Source organism: Paenibacillus sp. ClWae2A, assembly GCF_032452295.1.
In the GTDB taxonomy this organism is placed as follows: domain Bacteria; phylum Bacillota; class Bacilli; order Paenibacillales; family Paenibacillaceae; genus Paenibacillus.
Genome location: NZ_JAULSQ010000008.1, coordinates 79,600 through 96,742, shown reverse-complemented (window position 1 = coordinate 96,742; position 17,143 = coordinate 79,600). Strand labels below are relative to the sequence as shown.

At 46.9% G+C, this 17,143-nt stretch carries 13 protein-coding genes and 2 riboswitches; of the genes, 3 read left to right on the top strand and 10 right to left on the bottom strand.

All coding sequences use genetic code 11. The features are described 5' to 3' along the window. Position 1: 1 nt before the first annotated feature. Both QVE09_RS21680 and gcvH read right to left on the bottom strand, forming a co-directional pair. On the bottom strand, positions 2-1,456 hold the full coding sequence (locus QVE09_RS21680; protein ID WP_315938449.1) for a PTS mannitol transporter subunit IIBC: 1,455 nt from the start codon (positions 1,454-1,456) through the stop codon (positions 2-4). 420 nt (positions 1,457-1,876) lie between these two features. Beyond that, entirely contained in the window at positions 1,877-2,269 is a 393-nt protein-coding gene (gene gcvH, locus QVE09_RS21675; protein WP_047844042.1) for a glycine cleavage system protein GcvH, read from the bottom strand. Positions 2,270-2,613: 344 nt separating this feature from the next. Then, positions 2,614-2,736, top strand: a riboswitch (glycine riboswitch). Between the two features lie 3 nt (positions 2,737-2,739). Continuing rightward, a riboswitch (glycine riboswitch) is annotated at positions 2,740-2,840 on the top strand. Positions 2,841-3,056: 216 nt separating this feature from the next. Between gcvH and gcvT the strand changes: the two genes are divergently transcribed. The 3 genes from gcvT to gcvPB all read left to right on the top strand — a co-directional run bounded on the left by gcvT (position 3,057) and on the right by gcvPB (position 7,122). Further along, entirely contained in the window at positions 3,057-4,193 is a 1,137-nt protein-coding gene (gcvT, locus tag QVE09_RS21670; protein ID WP_315938448.1) for a glycine cleavage system aminomethyltransferase GcvT, read from the top strand. Beyond that, positions 4,190-5,545 (top strand): aminomethyl-transferring glycine dehydrogenase subunit GcvPA, encoded by a 1,356-nt coding sequence (gene gcvPA / locus QVE09_RS21665; protein WP_315938447.1) that lies wholly within the window; start codon positions 4,190-4,192, stop codon positions 5,543-5,545. Before gcvT ends, gcvPA begins: the two co-directional genes overlap by 4 nt. Before the next feature lie 137 nt (positions 5,546-5,682). Then, on the top strand, positions 5,683-7,122 hold the full coding sequence (gene gcvPB / locus QVE09_RS21660; protein ID WP_315938587.1) for an aminomethyl-transferring glycine dehydrogenase subunit GcvPB: 1,440 nt from the start codon (positions 5,683-5,685) through the stop codon (positions 7,120-7,122). Positions 7,123-7,417: 295 nt separating this feature from the next. Here gcvPB and ptsP read toward each other — a convergent pair whose 3' ends face one another. The 8 genes from ptsP to QVE09_RS21620 all read right to left on the bottom strand — a co-directional run bounded on the left by ptsP (position 7,418) and on the right by QVE09_RS21620 (position 17,116). Beyond that, positions 7,418-9,130: a phosphoenolpyruvate--protein phosphotransferase gene (gene ptsP, locus QVE09_RS21655; protein ID WP_315938446.1), complete on the bottom strand. Its 1,713-nt coding sequence runs from the start codon at positions 9,128-9,130 to the stop codon at positions 7,418-7,420. Continuing rightward, a complete protein-coding gene (locus QVE09_RS21650; RefSeq protein ID WP_036617010.1) occupies positions 9,123-9,398 on the bottom strand; it encodes an HPr family phosphocarrier protein in 276 nt (91 codons plus the stop codon). The genes ptsP and QVE09_RS21650 overlap by 8 nt, the downstream gene beginning before the upstream one ends. 77 nt (positions 9,399-9,475) lie before the next feature. Next, positions 9,476-11,527 (bottom strand): glucose-specific PTS transporter subunit IIBC, encoded by a 2,052-nt coding sequence (ptsG, locus tag QVE09_RS21645; protein ID WP_307542706.1) that lies wholly within the window; start codon positions 11,525-11,527, stop codon positions 9,476-9,478. A 287-nt stretch (positions 11,528-11,814) separates the two neighbouring features. Next, on the bottom strand, positions 11,815-12,669 hold the full coding sequence (glcT, locus tag QVE09_RS21640; RefSeq protein WP_315938445.1) for a glucose PTS transporter transcription antiterminator GlcT: 855 nt from the start codon (positions 12,667-12,669) through the stop codon (positions 11,815-11,817). Between the two features lie 166 nt (positions 12,670-12,835). After that, the gene (locus QVE09_RS21635) at positions 12,836-14,392 is read right to left on the bottom strand and encodes a flotillin lipid rafts scaffold protein FloT (RefSeq protein WP_091027708.1); all 1,557 of its coding nucleotides are present in this window, start codon (positions 14,390-14,392) and stop codon (positions 12,836-12,838) included. Positions 14,393-14,455: 63 nt separating this feature from the next. Further along, positions 14,456-14,992, bottom strand: a complete 537-nt coding sequence (locus tag QVE09_RS21630) for an NfeD family membrane protein (RefSeq protein ID WP_315938444.1) — start codon at positions 14,990-14,992, stop codon at positions 14,456-14,458. A 279-nt stretch (positions 14,993-15,271) separates the two neighbouring features. Then, on the bottom strand, positions 15,272-16,435 hold the full coding sequence (locus QVE09_RS21625; protein WP_315938443.1) for an iron-containing alcohol dehydrogenase: 1,164 nt from the start codon (positions 16,433-16,435) through the stop codon (positions 15,272-15,274). A 93-nt stretch (positions 16,436-16,528) separates the two neighbouring features. After that, positions 16,529-17,116 carry an MSMEG_1061 family FMN-dependent PPOX-type flavoprotein gene (locus QVE09_RS21620; protein ID WP_315938442.1) on the bottom strand — a complete coding sequence of 196 codons (588 nt, stop codon included), beginning with the start codon at positions 17,114-17,116 and terminating at the stop codon, positions 16,529-16,531. Positions 17,117-17,143: the final 27 nt, after the last annotated feature.

Here is a 17,143-nt window from a genome sequence, read left to right as displayed (position 1 = left end):
ATTACTTTAGACGTTCAACGAGCGCATCGTATTCCGGGCTTTTTAGGAAGTTGTCGATGGATATATGTTCTGCGTTCGGCGCAACGGAGCGGGCACGATCGGTTAATATTTGTTGTGTGATGACCACATCTGCATCCGGCGGGATATCACTGATAGCCGTATTGGTCACCGTAACGTCAATCCCCTCTGCCTTCATCTTCTTGCGTAGAATGGAAGCACCCATGGCGCTCGACCCCATCCCTGCATCACAGGAGAATACAATTTTCTTCACGTCTGTTTTGACTGTAGAAGAAGCCGTATCTGCGGCTCTGTCTGCTTCACGATGGTTAGCCGTAATGCCAGCGTTTGGAACGGTTCCTTGACTCTTCATATCTTTCATCCGACTGGATGCGGACTCCAGATCTTCGTCCTTTTGTTTACCCGTTTTCAGCAACACTGCTGCTACCAGGAAGGAAACGACGGCTGCTACAAGCACCCCTGCGAGCATTGGCAGATATCCACCTTTCGGTGTTAAGAGGAAATAAGCGATAATACTACCCGGTGATGGTGCTGAAACAAGTCCTGCTCCAGTGAGCATGAATGTTAATGTACCTGCGACGCCACCCGCAATTGCGGCAAGAATCAGAATCGGTCTCATCAAAATGTAAGGGAAGTAGATCTCATGAATTCCCCCGAAGAAATGAATGATAACGGCACCTGGTGCAGAAGATTTGGCCATTCCGCGTCCGAAGAAACAGTAAGCAAGCAAGATACCAAGTCCCGGACCCGGGTTCGATTCAAGCATGTATAATACGGATTGCCCTAACTCTCTCGCTTGATCTGTTGCAATTGGTGTCAGAATCCCGTGGTTGATTGCATTGTTCAGGAACAATACTTTACCTGGTTCAATGATTAGGTTGACCAGCGGCAGCAAACCAAGATTCATTAAGCCTTGTACCCCGGCAGATAATACTTTGCTAATTGCTTCTACAGCAGGCCCGATGCCCAGTAGCGCAAAAATCCCCAAGATCCCGCCAATAATACCGGCTGAAAAGTTGTTAACCAGCATTTCAAATCCGGCTCTAACTTTACCTTCGATCGATTTATCAAACTTTTTGATGATCCATGCTGCCAGTGGTCCGGCAATCATGGCACCTAGGAACATCGGGATATCACTACCCACGATGACCCCGATGGTCATAATGGCACCCACGACACCACCACGCTGACCATGCACCATCGTACCCCCGGTGTAACCAATTAACAGTGGCAGCAAATATTTGATCATCGGATCGACTAGCTGCGCAAGCGTCTCGTTAGGGAACCAGCCTGTTGGAATGAACAGAGCCGTAATTAATCCCCAGGCGATAAACGCTCCCATATTCGGCATGACCATACCACTCAGGAATCGGCCAAAACGCTGAACACCTACCCGTAGCCCACCTTTGGAATTGGACGATTGGTCCAAATTACTCATTGTATTATCCTCCTTGGATCAAGTGATTATGATTTATGAAAGGGGTATCATTTCTCCCCTGCTGTAATCCTAAGCGAGAATGCTCTCCTGTTCAATGAAATGAAAGCGTACTTTCGTCATGAACAATGATGACAACATTAGGTTATGTAATCGTTTTAATGGATGCATAATGGCTGAACCCATTGGTACACAAGGCTTTTCTTGCCTATGACTTTTATCATTTCCAAAATCAATTTCTAACCTATAGCTTGGTCTAATCAGGCGATTCACATCCACAATCTGCTTCAATCCGCATTGGAAACCATTCTCGGAAAGCACAAAAAAACCTGTGCAAGCCTCAGGCTCACACAGGTCGAAACAATATGAAGTTCATTTCAATTCATTATAAAATATATGTTAATAAGTACAAGTTCGTTGATACTATTCTTCCGTATGTTTACGATACGCGTCTGCATTCATCAATGTAGACAATGCTGCTGTCAGATCTCCCTCAACACGGATTTCAATCATCCAGCCTTCCTCGTATGGAGAGCTGTTGACAAGTTCAGGGGAGTCCTGCAACGAATCATTCACTGCAATAATTGAACCAGTGACGGGAGAAAACAAGTCCGAAACCGTTTTGACCGATTCGATCGTTCCAATGCTGTCCTCTGCTTTTACATTGGTTTCAAGGTCAGGCAATTCCACAAACACAATGTCACCCAGCTGATGCTGCGCGAACTCGGTAATGCCAATACGTACAGTATCCTCCCCTACGGTTTGCACCCATTCGTGCTCTTCACTGTACAGGAAATCACTTTTCAATTCGCTCATCGATATCCGCCTCGCTTTTCATTAAATGAGTGCATGCGTTCTTTGACCTTAACCTTTTTCCCAGAACATAGCGTATGATATTTTTGATTCAAATGTCAAGATACCTCACAATTTATTTATTGATCACCTCTAAATCCTGTAACCCGATTACACTCTTTCTTCATATACTGGTGAATATTAGAATAGTAAGCGTAGTCTTTTTAAATACACGAACAATAACATTTAAGATAAATTAAATATTCGGTTTTTAGTTATGATCTATGACATCGTTCTTGACATCGGTAGTGGATTCACGTTTTAATGAGAGGAGTAAATGTGTTTATTGGACTATGTTATACCCGCGGATGAATGTAAAGGGAGAGATTACCCGTGACACCCGATTCGGGATGTACATGAGGTAACGCCGAAGGAGTAAACCACCGATAAGCGGGGGTGAATCTCTCAGGCAAAAGGACTTTTACGGGACGCAACTCTGGAGAGCATCTATTCGCCCTGAGCGGGCGTTATGATCACCCAAGGGGAAACCTGCTGCACAAGGCAGCGGGGTAACTCTCAGGTACAAGGGACAGAGCCTTAGAATACAGCGTGCTACTTGGCATGCCGATTCTTTGGCCTGTCCTTTTCCTTTTTCCCAAAAAACGAAAAACAGGATTCAGATCAGCGCTGCCATAGCTGCCTTACCATACTTATCTACTAAAAATCTCTGCTGAAAAATTTAAAAATACCCTGGTTCATTGATCCACGATTGTATATCCGGCCGGCTGACGGCCCATGACGAGGTGATTTGATGTCCGATTTGCTTAGAACACCACTCTTCCCACTCTATCAGCAATACGAAGGCGTACGGTGCATTGATTTTGGAGGCTGGGAGCTTCCGGTACAATTTAGCGGAATCCAGAAAGAACATGAAGCGGTGCGTGAGCGTGCTGGACTGTTTGATGTATCCCATATGGGCGAATTCACAGTACAGGGTGAGCAGGCTGAAGTTTTTTTGCAACAAATGATGACCAATGATGTGACCACGCTCGTTCCGGGTCAAGCCCAGTACACCCTGATGTGTTACCCAGATGGCGGTGTGGTGGATGATCTGCTCGTGTATAAGCTGGAAGATCAGCATTATATGCTCGTTGTTAACGCCTCTAACATCGACAAGGATTGGGCGTGGCTGCAAGAGCACTTGATCCCTGGCGTGAGCATGACCAACGATTCGGAGCAGACGGCGCTGCTCGCCTTGCAAGGACCACTGGCTGTAGACATTATCGGGAAAGTTACAGATACGGATGTATCCTCGATTGAGCCTTTCCATTTTGTACAGCAGGCAGAGGTATGCGGCGTTAAATTACTGTTGTCCCGTACCGGTTATACCGGTGAGGACGGCTTTGAACTATATGTACCTGCGGACCAGGCTGCTGCGGTGTGGAATGGATTAATGCAAGCCGGTGAAGGTCACGGACTCGTACCAACCGGACTTGGTGCCCGGGATACACTGCGCTTTGAAGCAAGGCTCCCCCTGTATGGACAGGAATTGTCGGCAACCATCTCTCCACTCGAAGCTGGCGTAGGTATGTTTGTGAAGCTGAATGCGGGACCTTTTATCGGACACGAAGCCTTGTTACAGCAAAAAAATGACGGGCCTGCCCGCAAATTGGTCGGCATCGAAGTGCTGGAGCGCGGTATTCCCCGCCCTCATTATCCGATTTACGCCGAAGGCGTACAGATTGGCGAAGTTACTACAGGCACACAATCACCTACATTGAAGCGTAATCTGGGGCTTGCTCTCATCGACAGTAAATACGCTGCGCTGGGAACCCCGCTTGAGATTGAGATCCGCGGCAAGAAACTAAAAGCCGAGGTCGTGAAGACCCCTTTTCATAAACGGACACGTACGTCAAAGACACCTACTCAAGGAGCTGACCAAGCATGAGCAAGCACCGTTACATTCCCATGACTGAGCAAGATCAGAGCGCCATGCTCGCAACCATCGGTGTGGATACGCTGGAGGAACTGTTTCAGGACATTCCAAAAGAGATCCGTTATCAGGGAGAGCTGCCTGTATCCTCCAAACTCGATGAATATGCACTGACACGTCACATGTCCAAACAAGCTGGTGCCAACGCCAATTTCGAAACACACGCCAGCTTCCTCGGCGCAGGCATATATGATCATCATGTTCCTTCCGTCATCAATCATGTCATTTCCCGTTCCGAGTTCTACACTGCCTACACACCTTATCAGCCTGAGATCAGCCAAGGTGAACTACAGGCCATTTTCGAATTTCAATCCTACATCTGTGAATTAACAGGTATGGCTGTAGCCAATGCCAGCATGTATGACGGCGCAACTGCCTTTGCAGAAGCCGGTAATCTGGCCGCAGCAGCAACACGTCGCAAACAGCTTATCGTATCCCGTACCGTTCATCCGGAAGCCCGTCAGGTATTGCAGGCGTATGCGCATGGATTGAGCCTCGAAATTGTCGAGATTGGTTATAAGGATGGAGCCACTGATTGGGATGCCCTGCAAGCTGCCATATCGGACGATACCGCTGCTGTCATGATCCAGAGTCCAAACTTCTTTGGTGCTGTGGAAAATGTAAAACAAGCGGCTGACCTCGCGCATGCGCACAAAGGCCTGCTCGTTGTAAGTGCTAACCCGCTATCGCTGGGTCTGCTGGAAGCCCCAGGCAAGCTGGGTGCCGACATCGTTGTTGGCGATGCGCAGCCCCTCGGTATCGCCGCTTCACTCGGCGGCCCGACATGCGGATATTTCGCCGTATCCCAGCCTCATATGCGCCGAATTCCTGGCCGAATTGTAGGCCAGACAACCGATCGCAATGGCAAACGTGGATTTGTACTCACACTGCAAGCACGTGAGCAGCATATCCGCCGCGAAAAGGCGACCTCCAACATCTGTTCCAACCAAGCTTTGCTTGCACTCAGCGCATCTGTGTACATGTCCATCATGGGTAAACAGGGCATGATCGATGTCGCGGATCTGAATTTGCAAAAGAGTCATTACACCCTCAATACATTAACTGCGATTCCTGGAGTTAGCCTTACTTTTAATGCACCAACATTTAATGAGTTTGTTATTAAGCTTCCTGAAGGAACAGACTTGGATACTCTTCAGTTGAAACTGCTGGATGCAGGCTTTATTGGTGGCTACGAACTCGGACGTGATTATCCGGAGCTTGCCGGACATATGCTGATGGCTGTTACGGAACGGCGCACTAAGGAAGAGATTGACGAATTCGCACGTGCATTGGAGGGATCGCTGTGACTCAGGAAACGACGACGACAACGACAACATCGGTACAAGGACAGTCGGAAACAGGTACCTCTGTCTCCAATTCGGTTCAACCTGAGACTGTTACAACATGTAGTACGCAAACCTTATCTCCTGCTCCGGAACAATCATTGATTTTTGAACTCAGCAGCCCTGGGCGTGTCGCTTATTCCTTGCCAGAATGTGACGTTCCTCGTCAGGCTGCCGATACGTTGATTCCCCGGGAAATGCTCCGTTCGGAAGCAGCAGCACTGCCGGAAGTGTTCGAGGTAGATGTTATTCGACACTATACTGCGCTGTCCCGTCGTAACTTCGGTGTAGATAACGGATTCTATCCACTGGGCTCTTGTACAATGAAATACAATCCAAAGATTAATGAGGATGTTGCACGTTATAACGGTTTTGCCAAAATCCATCCGTACCAGCATGAATCCAGCATTCAAGGTTCACTTGAACTGTTATATACGTTGCAAAACGACCTTGCAGGTCTGACAGGTATGGACGCTGTAACCCTGCAACCAGCCGCTGGTGCCCATGGAGAATGGACTGGACTTATGATGATCCGTGCCTACCACGAAGGTCGTGGTGAACAACGTACCAAAGTCATCGTACCCGATTCTTCTCACGGGACCAACCCTGCAAGTGCAACCGTTGCAGGATTTGAAACTGTGACGATTCCATCCCGTGCAGATGGACTGGTCGATCTGGACGCACTCCGTGCAGCCGTTGGTTCGGATACAGCAGCATTGATGCTGACGAACCCGAATACACTTGGTTTGTTCGAGAAAGACATTCAGGAGATTGCATCCATCGTACACCAGGCTGGTGGTTTGTTGTATTACGACGGAGCCAACTCCAATGCCATTATGGGCATTACTCGTCCGGGTGATATGGGCTTTGACGTGGTGCATCTGAACTTGCACAAAACGATGAGTACACCTCATGGCGGTGGTGGACCTGGCGCCGGACCAGTCGGTGTGAAGAGCCGTTTGATCCCCTTCCTGCCTAAACCGATGGTGATCAAAAATGATGATGGTATGTATGCATTCGATCGTGAAGGCGATCAATCCATTGGCCGGGTGAAAGCCTACTACGGCAACTTCGGTATTTTGGTACGTGCCTATGCCTACATTCGCACCTATGGACCGGAAGGATTGCGCCGTGTATCTGAGTGTGCGGTACTCAATGCTAACTATATGATGGCCCGTCTCGCACCTTACTACGAGATTCCATATCCAGGTGTATGCAAACATGAATTCGTTATGTCTGGTCGGGGATTGAAACAATATGGTGTGCGTACACTGGATGTTGCCAAACGATTGCTTGATTTTGGATATCACCCGCCTACAGTGTACTTCCCGCTCAACGTGGAGGAATGCATCATGATCGAACCGACAGAAACCGAAAGCAAAGAAACGCTGGATGGGTTCATCGATACGATGATACGGATTGCCAAAGAAGCGGAAGAGACACCTGAGTTGGTACTGAACGCACCTTATGGTACACCGGTCACTCGTCTTGATGAGACTACCGCAGCCCGCAAACCTGTACTGAACTGCGCTTGCAGTTAATTAAATCATTGTTAATACGAAAGCTCTTGCTGAGGTTCCAATCAGCAAGAGCTTTTTGTGTTGCCTTCCCCTTTAAAGATGCCACTCTTACAGCTCACCATCATCCTGTTAGAACATGTCTCAAACGAAGGCAAGCTATAGTCCGATGTATACCAGTGTCCGAATCACATTATCCTGTTCATAACAAAAAAAGCCGATACCCACATGAATCGCGGATACCGGCAAAATCGCTGCATCAATGCAGCTCATTATCGGAAAAAGAAAAACCTCAAATCCGGAGGAAACCCCGGCAAAATTACGCTTTAATGCTTTGAACCAATTCAACGACTTGTTCAGCCGTTTGCATATCCAGAGCTTTAGCAGCCAGTTCCTGCATATCCGCACGGGACAGTTTGGTGATCTGACTACGAGCTGGCAGAATGGAAGTTGCGCTCATGCTGAACTCATCCAATCCAAGACCAAGCAACAATGGAATTGCGGTTTCGTCTCCTGCCATCTCACCACACATGCCAACCCATTTGCCTTCACGATGCGCTGCATCGATAACCATTTTAACCAAACGCAAAATGGCTGGGTTGTAAGGTTGGTACAGATACGCTACTCTTTCGTTCATACGGTCAGCAGCCATTGTGTATTGAATCAGATCGTTCGTTCCAATACTGAAGAAATCCACTTCTTTGGCAAACTGATCCGCCAGAACTGCAGTCGAAGGAATTTCGACCATGATTCCGAGTTGAATGCTGTCAGAAACAGCAATACCTTCAGCAACAAGCTTCTCTTTCTCTTCGAGCAAGACAGCTTTTGCTTCACGGAATTCACCGAGTGTTGCGATCATTGGGAACATGACACGCAGGTTTCCATGTACGCTTGCACGCAGCAATGCACGCAATTGTGTACGGAAGATATCCAGACGGTCCAGACACAGACGAACTGCGCGGAAGCCGAGGAATGGATTCATTTCTTTTGGCAGATCCAGGTATGGAAGCTCTTTGTCTCCACCGATGTCGAGTGTACGAACAACGACAGGTTTACCTTCCATTTTTTCAAGTACCGCTTTGTAAGCATTATACTGAATGTCTTCGGAAGGAAGCTTGTCTCTGCCCATGTACAAGAACTCGGTACGGTACAGACCTACAGCCTCGCCACCGTTTTCCAGAACACCCGTTACATCATTTGGCGTACCGATGTTGGCTGCAAGTTCAACATGAACATTGTCCACCGTTACCGTTGGCTCATCACGAAGTTTTCTCCACTCTGCACGTTGTGCATCATACTGTTCCTGTTTGGCACGGTATTCAGTAATAACTTCATCAGTAGGGTTAACCAGTACGTGACCATCCAGACCGTCAACAATGATCATATCGCCTTGTTTCGCTTGAGCCAAGATGTCCTTGGTACCAACGACAGCCGGAATTTCAAGTGAGCGAGCCATGATCGCCGAGTGAGAAGTACGTCCACCGATGTTGGTTGCAAAACCTTTAACAAATTGGCGATTCAATTGAGCCGTGTCGGAAGGTGTCAGATCCTCCGCAAGCACGATCACTTCTTCATTGATCTCAGCCGGACTCATGAAGTCGATACCAAGCAAGTGATTTAGCACACGTTTGGTAACGTCACGCATATCTGCTGCACGTTCCTGCAAATATGCACTCTTCATGTTCTCAAACATGGAGATAAATTGCGATGCCGTTTCGTTCAAAGCAAATTCTGCATTGATCATGTCATCTGCAATTCTAGCTTTAACCGGATCAATCAGTTCCGGGTCATTCAGAATGAGCAAATGCGAAGCAAAAATTTCAGCTTTTTTCTCGCCAAGCTCTTGTAAAGTGCGCTCTTTGATCGCCTCGAGCTCAGCCTGGGATTTACCCAGAGCTGAGTCGAGTTTTGCGATCTCTGCGTCAACGTCGTTAATTTGGCGTTTTTCTACAGAGTAGTCAGGATGCTCCAAGATAAACGCCTTGGCGATAGCAATACCCGCCGAAGCCGCGATCCCGGAGACATTAAGCATTAATTTCGCCCAACCCTTCGTTAACCATAACGTCAGTCAAAGCTTGAAGAGCTTCAGCTTCGCCTTCGCCTTCAACGATGATGCTGATAGTGTCGCCTTGTTCCAATCCGAGGGAAAGAACACCCAGGATGGATTTCAAAGTTACTTTTTTACCGTTAGCTTCTGCAAAGGATTCTGCACCTTTGAATTTGTTTGCTGTATTAACCAGGGCTGTCGCCGGACGTGCGTGGATACCATCTTCGTCTGTAATTCTGAATGTTTGTTGCATTACAATCATCTCACTTTCAGTAGTTTGGTTTAGGCATTGCATATATTTACACTTGCTTGCCATCGTCGTAACACTTCTTATTTTATCTCAATGATTGGCTGATCGCCAACTTTCAGCACTCCACTCTTCTTCAGGGTTACCGTGGAGCCCTCTGGCAGGTTGGTGAAAATAACTGGTGAAATGATCGAAGGAGCGTTTGCTTTGACATACTCCAGATCCACTTCCATAATCGGCTGACCAGCTGATACCAGATCACCTTCCTGTACCAGTACGTTAAAGCCTTGACCCTTCAGCTTCACCGTATTAACACCTATATGAACAAGCACTTCCTTGCCACCATCGGACATAATGCCCACGGCATGTTTGCTTGGAAATACATTAAACACTTTACCATACACAGGAGAAGTTATCGTACCATCATGTGGCAAAATTGCGAACCCATCACCTGTCATTTTCTCAGCAAATACCGGATCAGGTACGTTTGTAATGTCCAGCAATTCACCATTGACTGGCATGACGATATCCTCAGCAACGATGCGCTCGCCTTGCTCACCTTGTGCCTTCTCCTCTTCTGGAGTTGGTTTGGCAGCTGCTGGCGTTGGTGCTGGTGTTCGTCCTGCAATAATATCCTGCATCTGAGATTTGATCGTGTCGGAACGTGTTCCGAAGATGGCTTGAACATTATTACCCACTTCAAGTACACCAGATGCACCCAATTGTTTCAAACGATCTTTTTTCACATTGGATTTCTCATTAACTTCAATCCGCAAACGAGTAATACAAGCGTCCAGATGTTTGATATTCTCTTTGCCACCAAAGGCTTCGAGAATGTTATGGGGCAGATCATCCGTTGAACCAGAGCCTCCGCCAGATTCGGTTTCAGGCGTTGCATCCTCTCGTCCAGGTGTTTTGAGATTGAATTTGCGAATGATAAACCGGAAACCGAAGTAATAGATCACCGCAAGAATCAATCCGACAATAATCACGTCCCACCAAGGTGTACGGTTCGGAATAATCCCGAAGATCAGGAAGTCAATGAACCCACCGGAGAAGGTCATACCGATCTTTACACCCAGAATTTGCATGGTCATGAAAGACAAACCCGCAAAGATACAGTGTACTGCAAACAGGATTGGTGCTACAAACAGGAACGAGAATTCAAGTGGTTCTGTGATCCCTGTCAGGAACGAGGTCAGCGCAGCTGAACCCATGATACCTGCAACATACTTTTTGTGTTCTGGTCTTGCTTCATGGTACATCGCAAGTGCGGCCGCTGGCAAACCAAACATCATGAACGGGAATTTACCAACTTGGAATGTTCCCGCTGTGAGGTTCACACCGTCACGCAATTGATTGAAGAAGATTTGCTGGTCACCACGGATGACATCTCCAGCTTTGTTCACATACTCACCGAACTCAAACCAGAATGGGGAGTAGAAAATGTGGTGAAGACCAAACGGAATTAATGACCGTTCTACAACTCCGAAGATGAATGCCGACAATGTCGGGCTTGTATCTACCATGAAGTGAGACACAGCATTCAATCCATTTTGAATCGGTGGCCAGATAATCACCAGAAGCAACCCGATTAAGAGGGATACAACCGAAGTGATAATCGGAACAAAACGTTTACCTGCAAAGAAACCGAGGTAAGACGGCAGTTCGATTTTGAAAAATCGATTGTAACAAAGCGCGGCGGCAATACCTATGATAATACCTCCGAACACGCCTGTACTTAATGTCGGGATACCCAAGATGCTGGCATAACCCGGTACTTCGCCGATCATTGCCGGAGTAACCCCTACCGCGGTGCCCAGTGTGACGTTCATGACCAGATAACCGATGATCGCTGCGAGACCTGCAACGCCTTCGCCACCGGCCAATCCGACGGCTACACCGACGGCGAACAGCAATGCCAGATTATCGAATACGATCTGACCTGCGTTCATCATAATTGTTGCGATCGAGTTCACCCAAGGGGTGTCGAGCGCCGTTACATATTGCAAGAAATCTGGATTAACCAGCATGTTACCGATTCCGAGCAGCAAACCTGCCGCAGGTAGAATGGCTACAGGTAACATGAGAGCTTTACCTACTCTTTGCAATACACCAAAAAGCTTTTTGAACATCGCGTCGTTTCTCCCTTTCGTCTAAGTTGTATGTTGTTATGCAAGCAAGGGAACACAAAAAAAGGCATGAATTAATAAAGTAAACTGTGCCAACCTTGGGGTATAGCATACCCTGTACAAGGAAAGAACAATCACACTTTAATTAACTCATGCCTGATCGAGTCAGTAACACGTCGCTTATGTTTATTCAGTTGCTTGATTACGGAAACCATTGTAGCACCAGTTCTAATCTATTGCAAGCCTTTACACCAAAAAAATAAATTCTTCATTCCATCACTGGAATGATCTCACTTATTCTCTTCTTCCTTCCGTTGATTCAGCCTTTGCAGATGAATGGTCAGATAACCTACCTCCGCAGGATAAACCGGCAGTTTCAGTCTTTTCTCCATTACTTTGGTCAGTTTCCATGCAAGCGAGTACATTTCGGGATACTCCAACTTAAGCAGGGAATCCAACTTATGAAGCTCTTCCACTTTGTCTCCACGGCGAACACGCTCAAGGGCGAAACGAAGATGAGTCAGCAAACGAGAGTAATCAAGCGATTCCGTTTCAAACGAATAATCGAGTTGATCAGACACCAGGTTCACCAAATCAGTGATCAATTGTGAATGTTCACGTACCTGGGATATATTTTGATTGGTCATTGCGCTATAGATATGGAGGGCAACAAAACCAATCTCGTCCATCCCCAGATCTACGCCCATTCTCTCTTTGATCAAACGAACAGCGTATTCTCCCATTCGATATTCTTCAGGATAAATCTCGCGGGTTTCATATAAAAATGGATTTTGTATGATAATGCCCTGCTCCTTGCGTTTTAACGCGAAAGAAATGTGATCGGTTAATGCAATATGGATATGTTCATTCAGAGGAACGTCCGTACGCTCTGCAATATACGTAATAACTTCGTTAATAATCTCGATCAGTGCTTCATCCACCTGTGGAAGAAGCTGTTTGTACTGCTCTTGCTCCTGCTGGTTTGTCAAAATGAACATTTTCTCCACAGCCATCAATGGAATGTGATCACTCGGTTTTCGGTTAAAGCCAATGCCTTTACCAATAACAACGACTTCCCCGTGTTCAGGATGCTGTGCAATGATTACATTATTATTTAGCGCTTTATCTACATGCAAGCTGCTCATTGTTTGCACCTCTTTTTTCACACCATCTTAGGTGTGATTAAGTCACACCCTGTTACGAACGAAAAGACACCCGGAGCGGGCAAACCGCGCCGGACGTCTCGCTTAAAAAGTAACAAAAATTCGCCTTAAGGTCAATAGAGCAACCATGCAAGATTCGAAGTGCTTCTTACTCGTCAACTCCAGCTCTTTCCACAATCTTGTCGATTATAGAAGGAGTTGTAACAGCTTCGCTCTGTTGAATGGCAACTGGCGCAGGTGTTTTAGACTTGGTAAGGCCTTTAATCAGCTGCTCTACATCGATGCCGGATACACTCTTGAGCATCTCTGGAGCGGTCGCCATAAGTTCAGTAACATAGTTACTCACTCGCGCTGCACCTTCACCTTTACCTGTATCTACCACCGTCAGTTTATCAATCGATGCAATTGGCTCTGCAATTTTGCCAGCCAGTTCAGGCAGCATTTTGACAATGATATCGAGTACAGCCGCTTCGCCAAACTTCTGGAACGCCTCTGCCAGTTTTTCCTTCGCTTCTGCTTCGGCAAGACCACGCAAACGAATAACTTCTGCATCCGCTGTACCTTTGGCAAGTTCCGCATCCGCCATGGCCTGACCTTCAAGTCGCTTCTGTTCAGCTGTTGCTTTGGCATGTGTTTCGATCGAATACTGTACAGCATCGGCTTCACGCATTCTTTTGGCTTTATCGGCCTCGGCAGCCTGCTCCACCGCATAACGATCCGCTTCTGCCTTTTTCTTCACTTCAGCATCATATTGCTTCTCACGTACGACGATTTCTTTTTCCTGGAGATCGATCTCACGTTCTTTACGAACGAGTTCAACCTTCATTTCTTCTTCCACAACGGTCTGTCTCGCTCGCGCTTCATGGATATGGTAAGCCTGATCGGCTTCCGCTTTGGCTGTATCCTGATCCCGCTTAAACGTGGCTACTTTCAGTTCTTTCTCTTTGGCTGCCTCAGCGATATTGGTATCCCGCAGCAACTCTGCTTTTTGACCCTGCTCTTCCGCATTGGCCTTCTGAATACGTGCATCACGCATCGCTTCCGCTTCAGCTATCTCGGCATCCCGCTTCACTGCCGCAATTCTCGGTTTACCGAGAGCATCCAGGTAACCCTGTTTGTCACGAACATCCTTGATGGTAAATGAAACAATTTGAAGGCCCATTTTCTTCAGATCTCTAGCTGCTACACCTTGAACCTCTTGCGCAAACCGATCCCGGTTCCGATATACTTCTTCCACCGTCATTGTACCGAGGATGGCCCGCAAATGCCCCTCCAGTACTTCCTGTGCTTCGCTTCTCAGCGCTTCTACAGGTTTACCGATGAATTGCTCAGCTGCCGTAGCAACATCCTCTACAGCACCTCCAACCTTGATAATCGCTACGCCGTCAGCAATAACCGGAACCCCTTGCTCCGTGTACACTTCAGGTGTGGAGACATCCAGCTTGTGGGACAATAAGGAGATGAACTCGGATTGCTGGAATACCGGCAGGATAAATGCACCGCCACCACGAACAATCTTAATTTTTCGGCCAGAATCATCATCGGAAATATTTTTGCTACCCAAGAATGATCCCGTAACGATCATCGCTTCATCCGGTCCAACCGTTTTGTATCTCGCCCAGAAAGCCAAACCTAAAATTAGAATGACACCGACTACAACTATAGGAATCAGCAATACATCCCAATTCAAATTCAAATTATCCATTCCACATCTCTCCCCTTATTCATTCATGATGAGTGCTTAAACTACTTAGGTGATAAGAATACTTTATAAATCTTTAAGTACATTTTCATCCCATTCCGACACACGCAGTACGCCATCTACAACATCCACCACAACAACACGGGCTCCCGCCGCAATGGGGAGGTGTTCAAAACTGGATGCCGTTTGAATCGTACTACCGGATGCAAAACGGATCATCACTTCGCCAAAACCTTTTTCCGGCACCGGAATGGTGATTTCCCCAATTTTTCCAGCTAACTCTTTCATTGAAAATGCAATCGAGACATCGCTGTTACGCATCGGTTTGATATATGCGAAGAATACCAGCATGGCTGCAGCAATACCTATAAGCAGGGATAATATTAGACCCGACATCGCACTTAATGAACTATAACGTGTCAGCATAATGCCTGCCCCACCGAAGGTTGTAATGGAACCAGCTAGCACAACGGGTTTGAAAAAATCAAGACCTGGCATTTCGAAGGCTCCGTCCAGCAAGCCGTCAATCAAGTCACCCAGCACAAGGCTGACAACCGCAAATATTGCTCCTCCGATCAGACACCCCCAATAAATTGTCTCCATCCCCTGTTCCTCCTCTCCTCTGCCGCAAATTCATCCTAACTGAGCACTCCACATGTAAATAAATACGTAGCTAACATCAAAATGTTTCAAAATCTTTCCTCAAATGTATTCTGGATCCGATAATGGGTATTATCACGACATTCTGTTCTCCTTGCTTCATGTTCCTCCATCATTCACGTGTACAGCCCGAATACATGAAAAAACCGCAAGCCCCCATGAAGGAGACTTGCGGTTATTGGACATCAGGTTGTGTCCATTGACTTGTCAGTGATTATAGAATTATAGAGAAGCCTTGTAGATGGATACAACATCTTCCCGTTGCAGTTTCTTGAAGTTACCGAATGGACCAAACAACATGGCTTTATCAGCCATTACGTCGATCTGGCTATCATCGATATCGTAATCAGCCAAACGGTTAGGGGCACCAATGGATGTCCAGAATTTGCTGAGCGCATCGATACCTTCTTCGGCAATCTGTCTGTCCGACTTGCCTTCAGGATTCACTTCGAATACATTAATTGCCAGACGTTTGAATCGGTCCACATTGACATCCAGGTTATGCTTCATCCAGTGCGGGAACAAGATCGCCAGTCCGCCACCATGTGGAATATCATACACTGCGGATACCGCGTGTTCAATATTATGTGTTGCCCAGTCTCCTGCGAGACCCATATTCAGCACGCCATTCAGTGCCATTGTTCCGCAATACAGAATCGTTTCGCGCAATTCATAGTTTTCCAGATCTTCAACCAGACGAGGTGCTGCTTCCATGACTGTACGCAGAATCGTCTCACAGAAACCGAGTTGAACCGGTGTGTTGTCATCCAGATGGAAGTAATGCTCCAATACGTGGGACATCATATCCACCATACCGTACACCGTTTGGTCCAGTGGAACAGTGTATGTATTCACCGGATCCAGAATGGAGAAAGCAGGGAATGAATATGCGCTACCCCAGCCCAATTTTTCTTGTGTATCCTGATTTGTAATAACCGAACCGGAGTTCATCTCCGAACCGGTTGCTGCCATCGTCAATACGGTACCGAGTGGAAGGGCGTCCTGTGCAACGGCTTTGCGCTGAGCAAAATCCCACATATCGCCATCATATTTGGCACCTACCGCAATGGCTTTGGAGCAGTCCAGTACACTACCGCCACCTACAGCGAGGATCAGGTCGATGTTATTTGTTTTACAGAGGTCTACCCCTTTATGCACCGTAGAAAGACGCGGGTTAGGTTCCACACCAGCCAGTTCAGTTACTTCTGCTCCAGCTTCCTTAAGCAAACCGATCACTTGATCGTACAGACCACTGCGTTTGATACTGCCGCCACCATATACAAGCAGAACCCGTTTACCGTATTTCGGCACTTCTGTTTTCAATGCTTCCAGTTGTCCTTTGCCGAAAATCAGCCGGGTTGGATTATAGAATTGGAAAGATCTCATATCTATTGTCGCCTCCAATGGAGTTTAGAATTTTTAGTGCAACTCCAATTATAGTACCCCGTTTATAGAAAAACAAATCGATAGTCACTCACTTTATAACAATCCGTTAATCTCCAAATGGGCTCGAAACATCTCGCTCGTTGAAGGCAAATCCTCAGCATCGACCCATGTTTCTGAGGCCCATAATCCAGACTGTTTGAATGCCCGCGGACAATGGATAAAACACTCTTCCACATCTACAATGACAGCCGCACCTATGGTTTTACCACTCCAGCCCATACTGGCGATGAATTCCTCATCCTTGGTAATAGATGCTGTACCATTAATACGCAGCACTTCATTCATACCCGGAATCAAAAAGAGCATACCAATACCAGGGTTCGACAACATGTTCAGCAACGAATCTATGCGCCGATTTCCTGGGCGTTCGGGATAGACGAGCCGATATGTATCATACACTTTTACGAATCCCGCTCCATCACCCCGAGGTGACACATCACTTTTTCCATCACGATCGGAGGTGGAGAGGAAAAATAACGGTGACATGGATAGAAAGTTCTGAACATGTGAATCCACAAATGAAATTGCCTTGTTACGCACATGTTCATGCGGTTCACCCACCATGCCTTGCAGTTCCTCAGCATCTGTAATCAACGGAATATTCAATGCTTTCTTTTCCAAGTTATTAACCCCATTTCCTCAATTCAT

Excerpts from the sequence above, each read along its gene's own strand:
- QVE09_RS21680 (WP_315938449.1), bottom strand. The coding sequence starts at position 1,456 with ATGAGTAATTTGGACCAATCGTCCAATTCCAAAGGTGGGCTACGGGTA.
- gcvH (WP_047844042.1), bottom strand. The coding sequence starts at position 2,269 with ATGAGCGAATTGAAAAGTGATTTCCTGTACAGTGAAGAGCACGAATGG.
- gcvT (WP_315938448.1), top strand. The coding sequence starts at position 3,057 with ATGTCCGATTTGCTTAGAACACCACTCTTCCCACTCTATCAGCAATAC.
- gcvPA (WP_315938447.1), top strand. The coding sequence starts at position 4,190 with ATGAGCAAGCACCGTTACATTCCCATGACTGAGCAAGATCAGAGCGCC.
- ptsP (WP_315938446.1), bottom strand. The coding sequence starts at position 9,130 with ATGCTTAATGTCTCCGGGATCGCGGCTTCGGCGGGTATTGCTATCGCC.
- QVE09_RS21650 (WP_036617010.1), bottom strand. The coding sequence starts at position 9,398 with ATGCAACAAACATTCAGAATTACAGACGAAGATGGTATCCACGCACGT.
- ptsG (WP_307542706.1), bottom strand. The coding sequence starts at position 11,527 with ATGTTCAAAAAGCTTTTTGGTGTATTGCAAAGAGTAGGTAAAGCTCTC.
- glcT (WP_315938445.1), bottom strand. The coding sequence starts at position 12,669 with ATGAGCAGCTTGCATGTAGATAAAGCGCTAAATAATAATGTAATCATT.
- QVE09_RS21635 (WP_091027708.1), bottom strand. The coding sequence starts at position 14,392 with ATGGATAATTTGAATTTGAATTGGGATGTATTGCTGATTCCTATAGTT.
- QVE09_RS21630 (WP_315938444.1), bottom strand. The coding sequence starts at position 14,992 with ATGGAGACAATTTATTGGGGGTGTCTGATCGGAGGAGCAATATTTGCG.
- QVE09_RS21625 (WP_315938443.1), bottom strand. The coding sequence starts at position 16,435 with ATGAGATCTTTCCAATTCTATAATCCAACCCGGCTGATTTTCGGCAAA.